We start from the raw sequence: 16,049 nt of genomic DNA, 5'->3' as shown, positions 1-16,049 counted from the left end.
TCACAGAAACCCTTGATATACCAAATGTGTTTGTGATCATTAATGGTAGCAATTGAAGCAAAGCCGGCTTGCGGTATTCCCGCAGCCGGCTTTGCTTCAGCTCGATTAATAATATAAGATAAAATACAATTTCATATTCCTACTCATTGACCATGACCATCTTGACCGCCGACCCGCGATCGTCAAGCAGCCCCTGCATCGCGGCCGGGAACTCTTCCAGAGCGAATGTGTGTGAGATCAGGGCATCGCCATTGACAGCTCCCGACTTCAGCAGTTCAATGCATTTAGGAAAGAACAACGCGGGGGTCGCATGAGACGCTCTCAACTGCAGCTTTTTGAAATGGAATTCATTCGCATCGAACGTAATACTCGCTCCAGCGCCATACTCAATGCCGATGAAGCCGATCACGCCGCCACTCCTTGCTGCCTTGAACGCGGATGGAATCGTCGACGGTGGCGCTGAAACAAGCACGCGGTCCACTCCCTCCCGGTCGAATATGTATGACTCGAGAGGCGTCTTGTCCGTATAAATGATTTCATCCGCGCCGAATGCGAGCGCCGTCTCGATTCGCTTAACCGAGTGGGATCGGGCCGCCGCGTAGATTTTACGCGCGCCACGTAGCTTCGCGAGGCGAAGCGCCATCAAGCCGATAGGTCCAAGCCCTAGTACCAACACATCATCGCCCATTTGAATGTCAACGGTCTCCGTAAGGTCGACCGCCACGCCAAGCGGCTCCACTAGAGAGGCAACAGCGAAGGACAACCCTTCGAACGGAACGACGACTTCCTTTGGAGCGACGATATAATCGGCGAATCCCATTGAGAAATTCCTACCCCAGAAACTCGGCCCCTTATTGCACAAATCATAACGCCCGTCCCGGCACCATTTGCACATCCGACAAAACGTGCTCGTCTCCAACGTAACTGAGGCGCCCTCTACCACATGGTCGACACGCGCGCCTTTTCGAACAACAACACCAGCGATTTCATGCCCAATCGGTTCCCAATCTACTGCGGACGATTTCGCGCTGGTCATGTCCGTTCCACATATGCCGCAAGCTTTGACACGAATCAATACCTCGTCGTCACTGATCTCCCCAAGCTCTCCTTCACGAAGTTCAAATTGAAACGGCGCCTTAGCATACCACGCTTTTGTTTTCAACCTCTTATCCTCCCTGGACCATCCGTATTCTTGTATTTATGACAAGTCCATTATAAACCTTTACTCCGAAATGGATAGTCTCATATTACGCCATGCTTTACAATTCAAGATTCAATGTGATTGACGGAAACCACACCATTAAATCGCAAGCAACACTCAGACTCTTCTTTTAGCGCAAGCAAAACAACGATAGTCAGGGCTTCATTCTTGAGTAACCTCTTAATGCTGCATGGGTTTACTTAGCGACAGGAAGTTAGCGATATTACATTCAAAAAAAAAAAGGAAGCGAATAAATATCCGGCTCCTCTTTTTTAAACGATCTTCTTTTTGCTTATCCTAAATAATCCTGTATCCCAATTTTCCAGTCACTGAAATGGCGTGCCGGGACAGTCTCCGTTATTTGCTCGCCAAGAATGCGGCAACCTCCGCAAGACGCGTAGCGAAGCCCCATTCATTGTCGTACCATGTAGCGACGGACAAAAGCTCTCCTTCCACGTGAGTGAGCGGCAGATCGATGATCGACGTATGCGGGTCGCCGACAATTCGCGACGACGCCCATTCGCCTTCGAGTACGTCCATGACGCCTTTCAAGTCGCCTTCCAGCGCGGCGCGGCGGAACATATCGTTCACTTCTTGAACCGAGCACTGCTTCTCCGTGATTAGGTTCAGCTCAGCGATGCTGCCCGTGCGCGTCGGTATGCGGTACGCTTTGCCCGTGATCTTCAGGTCCGGCCAGATGAACTTGAGCGCCTTAGCTGCGCCAGACGAAGACGGTATGATGTTCTCTGCCGCCGCCCACGAGTCCCGGCGGTCGCGCATCGGCTGATCCGTTAACGATTGCGTATTGGTATAGGAATGGACAGTGGAGAATAGTCCGAATTTGATCCCGTAGTTTTCTTTGACCAATTTGACGACGGCGGCCAAGGCGTTAGTCGTGCAGCTGGCCATGCTGATGATCCGGTGCTTATCGGAATCGAAGCTATCAAGGTTGATGCCCTTCAGCAGCACCGCATCGCAATCGTCGAGGGATTTACTTGGCCCGCTGATCAAGACGCGTTTGGCGCCGCGATCCAGATGCACCTGCGCTACAGAACGGACGACGGCGCGGCCCGTGCAATCGACGACAAGATCCACGCCGAGCGCCTTCCAGTCCGGCACTTCCTGAGAGGCATTAATATAAAGTATCTCTCGTCCGCCAATGACCATCACACCGTCTTGAGCAGATACGTCCTCGTGCCAACGTTTATAATTGGAATCTACTTCAAATAGCGCGGCAATCGTGCCCTCGTCCTTGATATCCGATACCGAAACCGGAACGAAGAGCCTGTCCTGAAGCGCGACGCGCAGCAGCAGTCTGCCGATGCGGCCAAATCCGAAAATCGCAATATTACCCATTTTTTACAGCCTCCATTTGCATATTGCTTTCGACGGGTATAGTGTATGCTATTTGGCTGCCAGAATTCCAACGTTGGCCCATTTCCTGTCAACCTGATTTCGTCCATGCCTAGGCCGTCGATTCCCAGCAGCGCAATGGTCCATAAGCGACAGATTATGTATTTTCATACACAACAGTGCATGCGTTTCTTTTCTAAGGATTTCTAATAAACTTTTCTAACGAATTCTGAAATAAGTCTAAAGAATTAAGGAATATCGCATTTTGTGTGACGCCAGAATTGGTGAGAATAGACTAAGGGAAAAGCGAGATTTATCAAGGGTCGCTTTCACAAATAATGAGAAAGCATTTTCTAAAGGGCTTATTAATTAGCGTGATTTTCTTAATTACTGAGAATATCCGCAACAGTCACTTTACATATTTATACATGAAATGTTGAGAGCTTTAGGCATGCATGCGAACATATAGGCGAAGTTCATCGTCAGCCCGAAGAAAATAGCGGCTGTCGTTAACGCGCCGAGCAGCAATCCCGCTCCGACCAGCAGCTCCCCCCACGGGACGAGTATATTGAATACTTTCACATTCGGCAGCGCGACGTGCTTGAGAAAAGCTATGAAATGCGGATATACCGCGTCGTGACTCTTGCTGTCCAGGACCGGCTTCGCTACCGCCCCTTGAATAAAGCCTGCCGCGTCCAATGCTTTGCCACCGTTAATCTTGTGCCAGCCTGCAGTCAGCCATTCCCAGACCACATAGAATCGAACTAATGTCAGCAAGATTGCCGCGTATCGGTTTTCTCTAAGCCATTTCATCATTTCAACCAGCTCCTCGTTATTTGTTGATTCCAACATACCTCCGGCAAGTTCTTCTTGTTATCGGTAGAAACACGGATATTAGGAGGAATAAATCTTGAACATGATTCAGGAATTAACTCTCTCCGCAAGAAGCTTTCCCTGACATGGATGAAAGCCTTGCCTCTACTAGATTCAGGGGATTCCCTGACTTACAATTACATAAGAAAACGATATACTTATAAGAGCCATACAACACGCTCTATGCCTTATAGAATGAGGTGACTACAGGTAATGGGCCCTTTACATGAAAAGATCCAAAATGAATTAACTGCAGTCCGCATCGCGACAAATAGCGATTACTGCGCGTTGGCTCTACATGAGTACGAACCGAACCGCATCCGGTGGGCATTTGCATGCGGCAACCGAAGCCAGCGCTATAAAGATCTGCTAATTCGGCCGAACCGCGACATAGCTGGACTCGTCATAAAGCTCGGTCGCCCCGTCCGCGTCGATGCAACAATTGAAGTTGTGGAGAGAGCCAGGCTTCAATGCGAATATGCCATCATGAGACTGGAGCATTTAAGATCTGCCCTAGCAGTTCCTATCACAAGTAGAAGCGAGTTTGGCGCCGTGCTCTTAATTGGGGACCGCTGCGACCGCATATACGAAAAGAAACATATAACGGTGATCACGGAGGCAGCAAATGGGTTGAACGCTTTGCTTTCTCAAATGAATCGCGAGGAGCTAAGAAAATAACAAGCAGCATACGTTTATTTAAAAGCTACTGTTGGGAGGAGCATCATGATAAAAATTGTAATCGTTGACGATCATGCAATCGTAAGATCCGGATTAATGACACTCTTGAATGCGAACAATGGCATGGAAGTTATCGGGGAAGCCGCGGATGGCGACGAAGGCATCGCGAAAGCGCTCAGCCTTGTACCGGATGTCGTTCTCATGGATTTAAGCATGCCGCACGGCAAAGATGGCCTCACGGCAACTTCCGAACTGAAGAAACACCTTCCCGCTTGCTTCATCCTTGTGTTGACCATGCATGATGACGATGAGTATTTGTTCAGAGCGATTCATGCGGGCGCCTCCGGGTATATATTAAAGAACGCGCCTCACGAAGAATTGATAAACGCGATTCAAACGATTGCCCAAGGAGATGCCTACCTCTATCCCACAGCGACCAAGCGGCTCATGAGCGAATATTTGGACAGAGCCAAGCATGGCGAAAGCTCCCAATCCTTATCCGAACGGGAAAAAGAAATTTTAAGCTGGATTGCGAAAGGGTATTCCAATAAGGAAATCGCCGAGAATCTGATTATCAGTGTCAAAACAGTGGAAACGCATAAGAGCAACCTGATGGAAAAGCTCAGCTTGAAAACAAGACCAGAGTTGGTCAAATTTGCGATGAAGAAAGGGCTGTTGAACTTTGAATAAAGAAGTGAACAGATTCTTCTCCTCGGTAATCGGACAAAATGTCGGAGAGCTCCTCGAACAAATCGAAGCACAGCTGGAAGAAACTCCGTTCCGCCACCACCTTCAGCAGTCGCTCAAACAGCTGAACGATCTCAGGTTCGCTCTGGATGAATCCTCCATTGTTGCCGTGACGAACGCGCGCGGCGTTATTCTTTATGTGAATGATAAATTTTGCGAGATTTCCAAATATGCCCGGGATGAACTGCTTGGAAAAGATCATCGAATTATCAATTCGGGCAACCATGACAAAGCTTTCTTTCGCGAACTATGGGGAACGATTTCCTCAGGCAAAGTGTGGAAGGGCGATATACGAAACAAAGCGAAGGACGGCACTTATTACTGGGTCAATACAACGATCGTCCCCTTCCTCGATGAATCCGGGAACCCTTATCAATACTTGGCGATTCGGAACGAAGTGACGGAGCTTAAACGAATCGAGGAAGAGTTGAAGCTTCTTATGACGCAAGTCATGAACATCCAGGAAGAAGAACGTAAGCGCATTTCCCGCGAGCTTCACGATGGTGTCGGCCAGAATATGTTCTCCCTCCTCATCCAGCTGGATCGCATCATCGCAGATAAGGGCAGCCCCGAGCTTGAGGGGCTGCGTCGGAGCGTCTCCTCCGTAATGGAGGAGGTACGCAACCTTGCTTGGGAGCTGCGCCCGTCAGTGCTTGATGATTTAGGCGTCGTCCCTGCCATCCGCACCTATATCGAGAACTTCACCCAACATTCTGCCATACAGGTCAATTTCGAATCCAATCTGCGTAAACGTCTGAACGCCCAAACCGAGACGACCATCTACCGTGTTATCCAGGAAGCATTGACGAATATTAGCAAGTATGCCAATGTTTCTTCCGCAGAGGTCCGGCTAATTGAATCCGAGAGCCGGGTGGAGGTTCAAATTGTCGATACCGGCAATGGTTTTATCCGGAATCAGGATATGAAAGGAGTCGGTTTATTCAGCATGGAGGAACGTGCAAGAGGGGTCGGCGGAGAGCTAACGATAGATTCCTTGCCGGGTCGGGGCACGCGTGTCGTCCTTGTTTGTCCGAAGTTATTCTAAGCCAGAAGGAGCGCCGGCTGCATACCGGCGCTTCTTCTGAATTCTGACGTTTATTTATAAATAAAAACCGGAACGTTAGCATGCTGCACCACATAATGGCTGATGCTTCCAAGGACCAGTTCCTTCAATCCGCTTAATCCCCTGCTGCCCATTAGAATCAAATCAATTTGATGTCTATGCGCGTACTCAATGATTTTCTTATCCGGACGCCCTTCGACGATTCGTACGAACACCGGATTGCTTAAGCCATCTAGCGACTCTTCCACTTCTCTCATCATCGCTTCCGCGCTTTTCCGCAAATATTTCATTCCGCCGGCTTCCCTGTATGCCGTCTCTTCAAAAATCGGCGTCTCATAGATCGCATGCAGCACGTGCAGCTCGGCCCTATTGTTGTGCATCGCAAGCTTTATTGCTTGCCTGAGCGATTTCTCAGCCATCTCCGATCCGTCATAAGCAATCAATATCTTATTGAAATTGGTGATAGCCATTGCTCTCATCCGCCTTCCTTCGCGTTGCTGACGTCTTTCGTTTGCAGCTTTTGTTCCGCCTGCTGTAGAATGAGCTGCTGCTCGACCTTGAAATACTCCGTTAACAGGATCAACCCTTCCCGCAAGAGTGATATCGTTCGATTTAGTTCTTTCTTTGTGAACTGATCGCTTCCGGGTTCCGACACGTCGAGAAAAAGCTTCAAATAAGAGCGCGCGGAGCAAAAATATTGTTCCATGAGCAGGGAAGAAAAGCGGAATGACGGTACGACCTCTTCCTCCGTGAAGCATGCAGCCAGACTTGGGAACAGTTCCTCGTCTTCGCTTGCGACATGCCGCTCCATCATTTTGACGAATTCACGGACACTCTCCCGCAGCGAGTGAATCAAGGCCTTCTTTTCCTCATCTTGGAAGCCTTTATTGCGATCCGCTTCGGATACTTTTATATAAAACTGATTGAACTGCTGCGTCAACTGAAAGTGCTCCGCTTGAAAAGTTTCAAGCAACTTTAGCATAGTGGGCTTTGGCTCCACACTTGTGACGATTTCATCCGGTCCCATGTGGTTCACATCTCCCTTCCCTTGTATTACATAGGCATTTTTTTAAATTTCTTCTTAATTTGAACTTGTTTTAGACGATGAACAGCTTTGCGGATAACCGGCAGCAAATAGTAATCCGCTCCGAAACGTCCCGCATTTGCTCCCGCAATGAGAAGGATAACGCCAAGCAGCACGAGCCATGGGTTCATCGAGACCGTACCTGCGAACATAAACATGAAATTCATCAGCAGACCGAAGAATGCAGCGGCTGTTGTTAAACCGCCGATAATTAGCCCGAGGCCAACCAGAAATTCTCCCCACGGCACGAGAATGTTAAACATCCCAACATTCGGCAGCGCAAAATGGGAGAGAAACCATACGAAGTTGGGATAAATGTTCTCGTGAGTTCCCATATCGACTACTGGCTTGCTAATCGCCCCCTGAATGAAACCTGCTGCATCGAATACCTTATCTCCCGTGAGCTTATGCCAGCCAGCTGTCATCCACTCCCAACCTACATATACTCTTAGCAAAGTAAGCAGAATGGCGGCGTAACGGTTCCCTCTAAGCCAATTCATCATCATTCCGACCAGCTCCTCAAGTTCTATTTGTCTTTATCATATCGGCAATGGAAACGGATTGTTATCGGGATTCCTACTGATTTAATGAGGCCGGCTTCCTGATTATTTGTCTAGGGGAAATCGAAGAATGCCGGAGAGATGTTCTTATTTCAAGGTAGGGATGTTCCCGCCGGAAAGATCAGGATATCCCCCGATAAACAAGGAGGCGGGCAGGAGATTAGATGAGTGTATGAGTTTTCTGATAGGGGGCATGTTCTTATGTCGATGTATATATCCGCCGGCGCAGCCGAATTAGAAGGCCTTCAACAATTCTTCTCTCCGGCAAGCTGCGAGAAGCTTCAAGAGATCATGTATAGGAAGACTTACGCCAAGGGCGAATGCTTGTACCAGGAAGGCGATCCGGCGAATCATCTATATTACGTCCTGAGCGGCGGTATCCGCTTCAGCAAGCTAGCAGATAGCGGCAAGCAGTTCGTCCTTCACCTCTATCGAAAGGGCGACCTGTTTGGCCAGCTGGATCAGTTTAATCAATCGGTTCACTGCTTCGGTGCGGAGACGACGGAGCAAAGCCGAATCGGCATCATACAGCGCAAAGATCTGGAAGCGCTAATTTGGCAGCATGGTGATCTCGCGACTGAATTCATGAGGTGGATGGGTCTTATGCACCGGATATCGGAAACCAACCTTCGCGACCTGATGATGTACGGCAAGCCCGGCGCGCTCTGCTCTTTATTGATCCCGTTAAGCAGCACTTACGGCAAACTGGAAGGTCAGCACTTGCGTAACATCTGCCGGTGCGACTATTGCCCCGTTGAAGTATGCCAAATGTAATTCTGCCTCGCGCAGCCGCCGGGAAATCCCCGATGGCTGCCATAATTAACGAAGAGCCTTCGACCGACGGATGTTCATATCCGTCTTGGCTAAAGGCTCTTTCATTGGCCATCATTATTCTTCCTTTCCATTTGCGCAGCTGCAGATGCCACCCTTACGTTTTTACCTTAGGATGACGACGGGCTCAGCGACAAGCTGATAGTGCTCATATGTATTCTCTTCGATTACGCCGACCGTTTTATTATTTTTGATGCTGTGATAGATGGACTCCGTAGCGAACAAGTTCTTCGTAATCTTATCCTCATAGACGCCTCGTCCCGTTTCTTCCACGGCAAGCTTGGCTAACGACATATGCCGATCGACGCCGGCAAGCGCCATCTGCTGGATAATACGGTCGATTCGATTTACTTCTTCATGAGCTGATATTTGTTCCATGGCCTTAAGCTCTTATTGGGCTTTCATCGTCACTCATCTCCTTATAACCGCGGCTTTCTGAACCACTTGCTACAGATCAAGCTTATTCCTTATTGCTGCAGCGAACTATGATATAAATCACAACTGCACAAATTTGCCCTTTAAGCCTAGAATGTCGCTATCCGCTTCATGGCTTCAATATCCTCTATCGTATTCATCACTGCAACAAAATGAAGCGCAATTCCTCTAGCCTGAAAAGACGAATCGTTTACCGCCTTCCAGTTCGCTTGCTCCAGCATTGAATAAACAGCAGGACGGTCTTCTCGGATCAGGGCTTCTATTGCAGAAACGCACAGCTTCGGTTCGCCTGTGCCGACGACAATCTCGTCGCAAAGTTCCCGCATGCGGCCAATCTGACGTTGAGTGAGCGGGATACCGCTAAATGCGAAGAGAGATTTTAAACCTCCTTCCAGCTTTTCACTGGCTCCCCCGGCTAAAATAGCGCCAGAAAGCATAGGCTCGCACTCCCTTTCATCTTATTCGGACACCTCTATTGTAGACTCATTCGCTGAACCAGTAAGTGATCTTTGTCGTACCTCACATAGGGTTCAAAGGATTCCGATGATGCAAGGATCAGAAAAAAAACGGCGGCTCTGCCGAACGAATCGATAAAAAGCCGCTGCATGCTGCTGGAATCACAAAATGCTAATGGTCTGCTTTCCGCTTCACTTATTCGCTCTCGGAATGCCACCGGTTCATTGACAGCTCGCGTTTGTCTGTTCCATCAATTATCCAAGATGAATGTCACAGCTTACGCTAACTTCCGCATTTACATGGGCATAAAATAGGGATTTTACTCTTCAAAGATCAGAGAACTTCCCGATAACCAACATGAACGTTGACACATTAATATGAACATATAGAGAAACACACAAGAGAAGGAGTGAACGTTGCCATGTTAAAGGAAAAGTTTATTCATTTTAAAGTTATTCACGGGGACAAAAGTTCTTTGCTGAGAGGAATTGTCTTTCTGGAAGAAAACCAAATGCCTACATTGCATGATGTGGAAGTGTGCCTTAAACAATGCGGCCATGATACTATACTCATCGACAGAGAACATCTGATTTTCAAAGCCTCTCGAGCAGGAGAAGCCTATTTAATTCACGTATTGAAGGACGAGAAAGGCGATTTAGACGACTTAGGTTTTGAACATCATGCGAAAGACTTGATTCAAAATTAGTCTCCGTGTTCAAATATAACAAAACAGGTCAATCATGGGTTTTTCAACCAAATCACACTGGAGGAGTTGCGACGGTGGTACAGACGATAATGCATAAAAGCCTGCTCATAATATTATCCGGGTAGGCTTTTCACTTAGCAGTGACACACTCATTTTCATAATTAGCAATTAATTATTGAAAACTCAACACTTGAAATTCTCTCCACTAACGCAATAGGCCAACAACTGATTGGCAACCCGATCTTTGTTAAGCTTTCGTACCCATTCGTATTATGAGGTCACAAGAACTTACTGGTCGACCTCCAGTACATTCTGTTTACGGCTAGCTAAATCTGTATTCATTAGCATTTGTTTGCCGCGCCGGGTATAATTATTTTCAGATTAAAAATTTGAGGTGAATGAATTATGGAACGTTTATATGAAATATTGAATTTTAATAAGGAATTCGTCGAGGATAAAGAATTTGAAAAATACCAAGGAATACGATTCAAGGATAGAAAAATCGTTGTCGTGACTTGTATGGATGCCAGGCTTGTCGATCTGCTGCCCCGTGCTTTAAATATAAAAGAAGGAAATGCTAAAATTATCAAGGACGCAGGCGCAATTGTCTTGCATCCGTTCGGCAGCGTAATGCGAAGCATTATAGTGGCAGTTTATGAATTAAAAGCAGATGAAGTTTTTGTAATAGGGCATCATGATTGTGGAATGGGTGTTATTGACCCTGACCAGACAGTAAACAAAATGAAAGAAAGAGGTATCTCGTCCGAAAAGCTCAAAACCTTGGAAAGTGCTGGAATTGATTTGCATAAATGGTTGCACGGTTTCGATAGTGTAGAAGAATCAGTCAAATCTAGTGTAAAGACCGTCAAACATCATCCTCTTTTACCCGAAGACGTCCCGGTTCATGGTCTTGTCATCGACCCCAAAACAGGAAAACTTGATTTAATTATAGACGGGTATACGTATACCTAACTAGCTCGATGTTAGACCCATCTAACCATGAAAGCCGCCTCAGCAGCAATTAAGCTGGACAGGCGGCTGTTTAAGTTAATTAATATTCTTGCTTTTTTCATACAGCACAACATAAAGGTGTTTAGCAGTTCATCCAATTCTTTCGATATTTTTAGGGTTAATGTCGATGATAACCCATACTCCTTACGGACAGAATCCAATTCTAAACGCTTCTCTCTATCACCTGATAAATGAGAGATATTATTATGTTCAAACCTTACCCTCTAAATTATAGATTGTTCCTTTTTTCCGTGTCACTTCATTGCTCTGTATCTTGAATAAACGCCTGCATCCTCGAGCGAATGGACATGGTTTGATATAAATACATAATTGTTTCCAAAACCATGTTTTTCCGTTGGTATTGATGACGGATGACGTCGATGCCGTTTCCAAGGTTTGATTCCTTTATGGTACGAATATTCTTAAATAATTTCAATTATAGATTCATGCATACGGTATAGTAATAGCTAACTTGTTTTGACATTAATTTCATCCAACCATGAAAGCCGCCTCGGCAGCAATAATCTGGCAAGGTGGCTGATTTCTGTAATTTACAAAATTCCCTTATTCGCTTGTTCCTCTTTGTTTATCATGAAGGTCCCTATGTAAATGGTGTCAAACATGATTGAATTCATCAAAATTGTTTTAAGGTGGAGGCGTGAGAGAACCTGGGATAGCCGCCTCTCTATTAAACTTCGCTTTCCAGACAACGCTATGCCGATCCTTCAGGAGCGTTCTTTTCCCTGTAATGAATAAAGTGTGATCGAGCTTGGGAAAATAATCCTCAGACTAATTAATATAGAAAGGGATGTGCCTATGGAGACAACTGTTAACAAACAAGAAGCGATTTCAAAAGTAAGTGAATTAATTAAAGACATTGAAATAGCGATGCTAACAACGGTATCGGAGGATGGACTGGTTTCACGACCCATGAAGACCCAGGATGTCGAGTTCGACGGTAACCTTTGGTTTCTAACCAAGAAAGATACCGGCAAGTTTGAAGAACTGCTCCACAATCGGCAGGTTAACGTTTCATATGCGGGTAAATCATTCGTCTCCATTCGAGGTGAAGCAGAACTCGTGGACAGTACCGAGAAAATAAAAGAATTTTGGAACGTAGCTTACGAGAAACTGCTGGAGACAACCTATGACGATCCGATTCTCGTTCTGATTAAGGTAAAAGCCGAAACTGCCGAGTATTGGGATACTGGCAACAAGTTTAAGATGGCCAAGTTTCTGTTCAGCAGGCTGTTGGGCAAAAATACGGAAGGTACGGATATCAATCAGATGGTAAATTTGAATTAGTAAGCAGTGACTCAAAGCTTTTATTAACCGAAAGGCTGTCTATCACATCTGAGCCAAAAAAAGAGCCTGCTGTTCATTTACAGCCGGTTCTTTTTTGAGGACTAACCCAATTGGACGGTTATATGCTTAGACTACCAATAAAACTTAGATCCGCTTGTGTTTTACCTTGATCAATTATTAAGTTTCTAAAGTTCACCATCGCGACACTATTGTCCATTGTCGAGAGCATTTATAACTTATTTTTGGTAAGTCAAGTTACATCTGGGAGTCATATGAATAGAAAAAGTCGCTGATGCTCATGCTCAGCGACTTTAATCTATTTCTGATGGAGTACCAGTTAATTTATTCAGACGTTTGTGCCGTAAATGAGACGAGGATGTCAGCGTGCTTCTCGACTAGCCGGTATTGTAATGGTGACTGCAGTTCCGATCCCCCGGCGACTGGCGATGCTGACCCCATACTTCACCCCATACTGCAGTTGAATCCGCTTATGTACGTTTCGGATGCCGTAACCGCCATTTACAGCGTCCGGCTCAAAGATTCGGCGAATCGTACTCCCATCCATTCCGATGCCGTCATCGATGACCTGGAAGATAATTGTGTCGCCTTCCTTATAAGCAACCAGCTTTATCCGAATCCCCCCGCTGCCGAACAGAGCGTGCTCCAGAATGTTTTCTACAAACGGCTGCAAAATGATTTTGACCGTAACATGCCCCCGTACCTCCGGGTGGATATCGTTCCAAACCTCCAGCTTATTCCGATACTTGATCCGCTGAATGTCTAGATAGGCACCGACTTGTTCCAGCTCCTTCTCTACCGGTATTAGAGACCGGCCCTCGTTCAGTGTCAATCGGTAGAACTTAGCAATTCCCGTCACCATATCATGCACATTGTCGGTTTCCCCAAATTTGGCCAATCGACTGATAGAGGAAAGCGTATTGTAGAGAAAATGCGGGTTGATCTGCGCCTGAAGCGACTCCAGCTCCGCTTCCTTCTGCAACAAGTCCGCTAGATATACCTCACGAATCAACTCATCGATATGCTCGCTCATTCTGTTGAAGGCCATAGCGATCTGCGCGAATTCATCCCGGCCCGAGTAATGGATACGGCGCCGAAACTCCCCTTCCCTCATGGCGTTCAGCGATACTACGATTCCCCTGACCTTCTTCGAGTAATGGCGGGAAAAGAGCCAACCTATGAAGACCAGTAACACGAGAGCCGCCACGCATACCGCAATAGTAATGGTTCGAACGGATTCGGCCTCTTGCTCCAACAATTCATTAGGAACCAGCGCGACAAGTCGCCATTCGACACCCGGTACCGGCTGCTCGATCAGAAGGAAACGGCCCTCCACAGTTTGTTTGAGAGCATTGAATGTCATAGACGGCCCGCCGGAGGCGCGTAGAGCCTGACCCTCGGAATTGTACACATAGAGTCTGCTCTCGTCGCCAATCTTCTCGTGCTGGGCAGCCTCAAGCAGATCGTCTAACCTCACGGTCGTCTGTGCTACCCCGGTCAACTGCTCCTCGTCTATGTCGAACAAGCGCCGCAGAAGCGAGATATTGCCGAAAATTGCGTCATTGCCGACCTGCCTCCAAACTGCCTCCGTACCCTTAAAAACATCCTTGGCAACCGACTTCTCTGTCTGCCAAGGCAGCTCTCGGTACCATGGCACTCCTTCCAGCCGCGAAAGATGCAGAACGTCGAAGGTGTTCGATCCTGCCAGAGGGTCCTTATCTTCACTCAGATCGCCGTAATATTCCCAGATTTGCGGATTGTTCAGGTATAGCTTCAGCCGCGTTTTGCTGCTGGCCAGCTTGATTACATTCTCGAAGGTCGGGTGCAAGTATTCTTTCGTCGTCTCATAGCCCCTGAAGCCGAGCCGGAAAACACGCAGAGTCTTTTGCATGGTCTGATCGAAGAAGATGAGATCCGAAATACGCTTGACGGATTCCGTTTTGTAGACAACATTATCCCGCATCTGCCCCAGCGTATCTTGCATACGGGCCTCCGTCTGTCTTCGAATCGAATCAACGGAGGCGGTATAAGCGAAGTAACCGATGCCGAGCACTGCTACTAGCACGAAAATCAGATAGGAGAACATTACCTTGTAGCCGAACGGAACGGCAATGCGTTTCAATGAATTAGGCATCATCCTGGAGGTTCTCCTTATGTGGTGCGCCGGTACTCATTCGGTGTCATGCCGAACTTGTCGCGGAACTGGCGGCTGAAGTAGGTAAGGTTCTTGTAACCAAGCCGATGCGCGATCTCAAACACCTTTATCTTCGGATCCTGCAGCATTGTTTTGGCAGCCTCCATACGGCGGCGAATGACATAATCGCTGAAATTCTCGCCCGTTTCCTCCTTGAACAGATGACCGAGATAATTCGGCGAGAAAGAGAAAGTGTTAGCGGCATCACGCAACGTAATGTTGTCACCCAGATTCTTCTCCACATACGTCTCGATTTCCTGGATGAGCTTTCGGTTCTTCTTCTGTTTCTTTAGATGAAGCATTTCCGAAATTTCGAAAAGCCGACGTCTAAGCCAAGATTGGATATCATCGACGGTCTCAAATGCATAAAGAATGTCATAATCCTGGAAGCGGATGCCGAGAATACTCTGCATGTTCTCGTTCAGAGTTGTCAGATAATTATCGAGGCGAGACAAAATATGAACAGTAAAATTGTGCACGGTCATCCGGTTTCCCAGCTGCTTGACAATCATGACGAGCCTATTAAGCTCATCATCAATGGAAACAAGGTCGTAGCTGGATACCGCCACAAACATCCGGCTCAGCAGCAAGTCCAGATCCTGAGTACTCTCCAGCAGCTCCGGCTTCGTGTCGTTTCCCGAAATCAGTCGATTCTTCCCGACAATAAGCTTGTAGGTCAAGCAATGAAGCGCTTTCTCAAAGGATGCCGGGATATCCGGCGCAACTACGGAGTCGCCAAGACCGATTGTAATCGTATAAGCGGTACGCTGCTCAACCATGAGAACAATATTAGCTAGTGCCGATCTCGATACGGCTGTTGGCACCAAAACTGCAATACGCTGATCAGAAGCCTCGCAAAGCAGAATAAGACCGCTTTCGCGGCATAGCTGAAGCAGCAGCTCTTTGGCAGGCCGTGGCGCCGAGTGCACATGAGCACTCCCCGCATTGAAGTTGTGCAGCACGCTATCCCATTCTAAGACGGCTACTGCAAACTCCGCTCCCTCTGCACTCGTGTTCAGCTCATCCAAATAAGGCAGCACGGCTTCAAAGTTGTTCTTATTCGCCAGCCACTGCAGCAACTTTTCTTGGCGTACAAACGGCAACGAATCCTCGAACGCTTCATTCAGCCGCTCCTGTTTCACTTCCCCATCCAAGGTAACCCTGATTCGACGGAGAACGTCAATCAGTTCGTTATCATTCACGGGCTTGAGCACATAACCGAATGCACCAAGCCCGAGCGCTTGCTTCGCATAGTGGAAATCCTCATAGCCGCTGACGAACGCCGTCTTAAGTCCGGGAATCAGCTCCAGTGCGCGTTTGGACAACTCAAGGCCGCTCATATGCGGCATCTTAATATCGGACACCAGGATATCAATTGTATTGTCGGCTATCCATGACAGTGCCTCATGCCCATTGCTGACCGATGCCACTACTTCCATGTCAAGCTCCCTCCATGGTATCAGTCGCTCCAGCCCTTCCAGATCCAGCATTTCATCATCTGCTAGAAGCACCTTGTACATATCTTCACGCTCCC

At 47.4% G+C, this 16,049-nt stretch carries 17 protein-coding genes and 1 pseudogene; 7 read left to right on the top strand and 11 right to left on the bottom strand.

Annotated features, from left to right (window positions below; translation table 11 throughout):
• Positions 1-139: 139 nt before the first annotated feature.
• The 3 genes from AC6ESO_RS12415 to AC6ESO_RS12405 form a co-directional block, all read right to left on the bottom strand.
• Positions 140-1,162 carry a zinc-dependent alcohol dehydrogenase gene (locus AC6ESO_RS12415; RefSeq protein ID WP_497091566.1) on the bottom strand — a complete coding sequence of 341 codons (1,023 nt, stop codon included), beginning with the start codon at positions 1,160-1,162 and terminating at the stop codon, positions 140-142.
• Positions 1,163-1,558: 396 nt separating this feature from the next.
• On the bottom strand, positions 1,559-2,557 hold the full coding sequence (locus AC6ESO_RS12410; RefSeq protein ID WP_497091565.1) for a type I glyceraldehyde-3-phosphate dehydrogenase: 999 nt from the start codon (positions 2,555-2,557) through the stop codon (positions 1,559-1,561).
• A 411-nt stretch (positions 2,558-2,968) separates the two neighbouring features.
• A complete protein-coding gene (locus tag AC6ESO_RS12405; protein WP_497091564.1) occupies positions 2,969-3,370 on the bottom strand; it encodes a DoxX family membrane protein in 402 nt (133 codons plus the stop codon).
• 270 nt (positions 3,371-3,640) lie between these two features.
• On the opposite strand from AC6ESO_RS12405, the gene AC6ESO_RS12400 reads away from it, so the two are divergent.
• The 3 genes from AC6ESO_RS12400 to AC6ESO_RS12390 are packed head-to-tail and all read left to right on the top strand — an operon-like array spanning position 3,641 to position 5,897.
• Positions 3,641-4,105 (top strand): GAF domain-containing protein, encoded by a 465-nt coding sequence (locus tag AC6ESO_RS12400; protein ID WP_497091563.1) that lies wholly within the window; start codon positions 3,641-3,643, stop codon positions 4,103-4,105.
• A gap of 45 nt (positions 4,106-4,150) precedes the next feature.
• Entirely contained in the window at positions 4,151-4,795 is a 645-nt protein-coding gene (locus tag AC6ESO_RS12395; protein WP_497091562.1) for a response regulator transcription factor, read from the top strand.
• Positions 4,788-5,897, top strand: coding sequence for a PAS domain-containing sensor histidine kinase (locus tag AC6ESO_RS12390; protein ID WP_497091561.1), 1,110 nt, complete (start codon positions 4,788-4,790; stop codon positions 5,895-5,897). The genes AC6ESO_RS12395 and AC6ESO_RS12390 overlap by 8 nt, the downstream gene beginning before the upstream one ends.
• 50 nt (positions 5,898-5,947) lie before the next feature.
• Here AC6ESO_RS12390 and AC6ESO_RS12385 read toward each other — a convergent pair whose 3' ends face one another.
• From AC6ESO_RS12385 to AC6ESO_RS12375, 3 genes are read right to left on the bottom strand one after another with little or no spacing between them, the layout of a single operon-like run.
• Positions 5,948-6,385, bottom strand: a complete 438-nt coding sequence (locus tag AC6ESO_RS12385; protein WP_497091560.1) for a universal stress protein — start codon at positions 6,383-6,385, stop codon at positions 5,948-5,950.
• Between the two features lie 5 nt (positions 6,386-6,390).
• Positions 6,391-6,942: a hypothetical protein gene (locus AC6ESO_RS12380; RefSeq protein ID WP_497091559.1), complete on the bottom strand. Its 552-nt coding sequence runs from the start codon at positions 6,940-6,942 to the stop codon at positions 6,391-6,393.
• 26 nt (positions 6,943-6,968) lie between these two features.
• The gene (locus AC6ESO_RS12375; RefSeq protein WP_497091558.1) at positions 6,969-7,505 is read right to left on the bottom strand and encodes a DoxX family protein; all 537 of its coding nucleotides are present in this window, start codon (positions 7,503-7,505) and stop codon (positions 6,969-6,971) included.
• Between the two features lie 255 nt (positions 7,506-7,760).
• Here AC6ESO_RS12375 and AC6ESO_RS12370 point away from each other — a divergent pair, with 255 nt between their 5' ends.
• Positions 7,761-8,333 carry a Crp/Fnr family transcriptional regulator gene (locus AC6ESO_RS12370; protein WP_497091557.1) on the top strand — a complete coding sequence of 191 codons (573 nt, stop codon included), beginning with the start codon at positions 7,761-7,763 and terminating at the stop codon, positions 8,331-8,333.
• Positions 8,334-8,501: 168 nt separating this feature from the next.
• Here AC6ESO_RS12370 and AC6ESO_RS12365 read toward each other — a convergent pair.
• Both AC6ESO_RS12365 and AC6ESO_RS12360 read right to left on the bottom strand, forming a co-directional pair.
• Positions 8,502-8,768 (bottom strand): annotated as a pseudogene (locus AC6ESO_RS12365) (bifunctional acetaldehyde-CoA/alcohol dehydrogenase); the annotation flags it as partial.
• A gap of 146 nt (positions 8,769-8,914) precedes the next feature.
• Positions 8,915-9,262 (bottom strand): NTP transferase domain-containing protein, encoded by a 348-nt coding sequence (locus AC6ESO_RS12360; RefSeq protein ID WP_497091556.1) that lies wholly within the window; start codon positions 9,260-9,262, stop codon positions 8,915-8,917.
• Between the two features lie 440 nt (positions 9,263-9,702).
• Between AC6ESO_RS12360 and AC6ESO_RS12355 the strand changes: the two genes are divergently transcribed.
• The gene (locus AC6ESO_RS12355) at positions 9,703-9,987 is read left to right on the top strand and encodes a hypothetical protein (RefSeq protein WP_497091555.1); all 285 of its coding nucleotides are present in this window, start codon (positions 9,703-9,705) and stop codon (positions 9,985-9,987) included.
• A gap of 405 nt (positions 9,988-10,392) precedes the next feature.
• A complete protein-coding gene (locus AC6ESO_RS12350) occupies positions 10,393-10,959 on the top strand; it encodes a beta-class carbonic anhydrase (protein WP_210661232.1) in 567 nt (188 codons plus the stop codon).
• Between the two features lie 11 nt (positions 10,960-10,970).
• On the opposite strand, the gene AC6ESO_RS12345 is transcribed toward AC6ESO_RS12350, so the two are convergent.
• Positions 10,971-11,198 carry a Spo0E family sporulation regulatory protein-aspartic acid phosphatase gene (locus AC6ESO_RS12345; protein ID WP_497091647.1) on the bottom strand — a complete coding sequence of 76 codons (228 nt, stop codon included), beginning with the start codon at positions 11,196-11,198 and terminating at the stop codon, positions 10,971-10,973.
• A 616-nt stretch (positions 11,199-11,814) separates the two neighbouring features.
• On the opposite strand from AC6ESO_RS12345, the gene AC6ESO_RS12340 reads away from it, so the two are divergent.
• Positions 11,815-12,303, top strand: coding sequence for a pyridoxamine 5'-phosphate oxidase family protein (locus AC6ESO_RS12340; protein ID WP_210661234.1), 489 nt, complete (start codon positions 11,815-11,817; stop codon positions 12,301-12,303).
• A gap of 379 nt (positions 12,304-12,682) precedes the next feature.
• On the opposite strand, the gene AC6ESO_RS12335 is transcribed toward AC6ESO_RS12340, so the two are convergent.
• Together AC6ESO_RS12335 and AC6ESO_RS12330 are read right to left on the bottom strand one after the other, a co-directional pair.
• On the bottom strand, positions 12,683-14,458 hold the full coding sequence (locus AC6ESO_RS12335; RefSeq protein ID WP_497091554.1) for a sensor histidine kinase: 1,776 nt from the start codon (positions 14,456-14,458) through the stop codon (positions 12,683-12,685).
• Positions 14,459-14,472: 14 nt separating this feature from the next.
• Positions 14,473-16,035: a response regulator transcription factor gene (locus tag AC6ESO_RS12330; protein ID WP_497091553.1), complete on the bottom strand. Its 1,563-nt coding sequence runs from the start codon at positions 16,033-16,035 to the stop codon at positions 14,473-14,475.
• Positions 16,036-16,049: the final 14 nt, after the last annotated feature.

It is taken from the genome of Paenibacillus rhizoryzae, assembly GCF_059686995.1.
This window is presented reverse-complemented; position numbering and strand designations above follow the sequence as displayed.

What these genes read in the sequence shown, in the direction of transcription:
- AC6ESO_RS12355 (WP_497091555.1), top strand. Translation starts at nt 9,703, where the DNA reads ATGTTAAAGGAAAAGTTTATTCATTTTAAAGTTATTCACGGGGACAAA.
- AC6ESO_RS12360 (WP_497091556.1), bottom strand. Translation starts at nt 9,262, where the DNA reads ATGCTTTCTGGCGCTATTTTAGCCGGGGGAGCCAGTGAAAAGCTGGAA.
- AC6ESO_RS12340 (WP_210661234.1), top strand. Translation starts at nt 11,815, where the DNA reads ATGGAGACAACTGTTAACAAACAAGAAGCGATTTCAAAAGTAAGTGAA.
- AC6ESO_RS12330 (WP_497091553.1), bottom strand. Translation starts at nt 16,035, where the DNA reads ATGTACAAGGTGCTTCTAGCAGATGATGAAATGCTGGATCTGGAAGGG.
- AC6ESO_RS12385 (WP_497091560.1), bottom strand. Translation starts at nt 6,385, where the DNA reads ATGGCTATCACCAATTTCAATAAGATATTGATTGCTTATGACGGATCG.
- AC6ESO_RS12335 (WP_497091554.1), bottom strand. Translation starts at nt 14,458, where the DNA reads ATGATGCCTAATTCATTGAAACGCATTGCCGTTCCGTTCGGCTACAAG.
- AC6ESO_RS12395 (WP_497091562.1), top strand. Translation starts at nt 4,151, where the DNA reads ATGATAAAAATTGTAATCGTTGACGATCATGCAATCGTAAGATCCGGA.
- AC6ESO_RS12400 (WP_497091563.1), top strand. Translation starts at nt 3,641, where the DNA reads ATGGGCCCTTTACATGAAAAGATCCAAAATGAATTAACTGCAGTCCGC.
- AC6ESO_RS12405 (WP_497091564.1), bottom strand. Translation starts at nt 3,370, where the DNA reads ATGATGAAATGGCTTAGAGAAAACCGATACGCGGCAATCTTGCTGACA.
- AC6ESO_RS12350 (WP_210661232.1), top strand. Translation starts at nt 10,393, where the DNA reads ATGGAACGTTTATATGAAATATTGAATTTTAATAAGGAATTCGTCGAG.
- AC6ESO_RS12370 (WP_497091557.1), top strand. Translation starts at nt 7,761, where the DNA reads ATGTCGATGTATATATCCGCCGGCGCAGCCGAATTAGAAGGCCTTCAA.
- AC6ESO_RS12380 (WP_497091559.1), bottom strand. Translation starts at nt 6,942, where the DNA reads ATGGGACCGGATGAAATCGTCACAAGTGTGGAGCCAAAGCCCACTATG.
- AC6ESO_RS12375 (WP_497091558.1), bottom strand. Translation starts at nt 7,505, where the DNA reads ATGATGATGAATTGGCTTAGAGGGAACCGTTACGCCGCCATTCTGCTT.
- AC6ESO_RS12410 (WP_497091565.1), bottom strand. Translation starts at nt 2,557, where the DNA reads ATGGGTAATATTGCGATTTTCGGATTTGGCCGCATCGGCAGACTGCTG.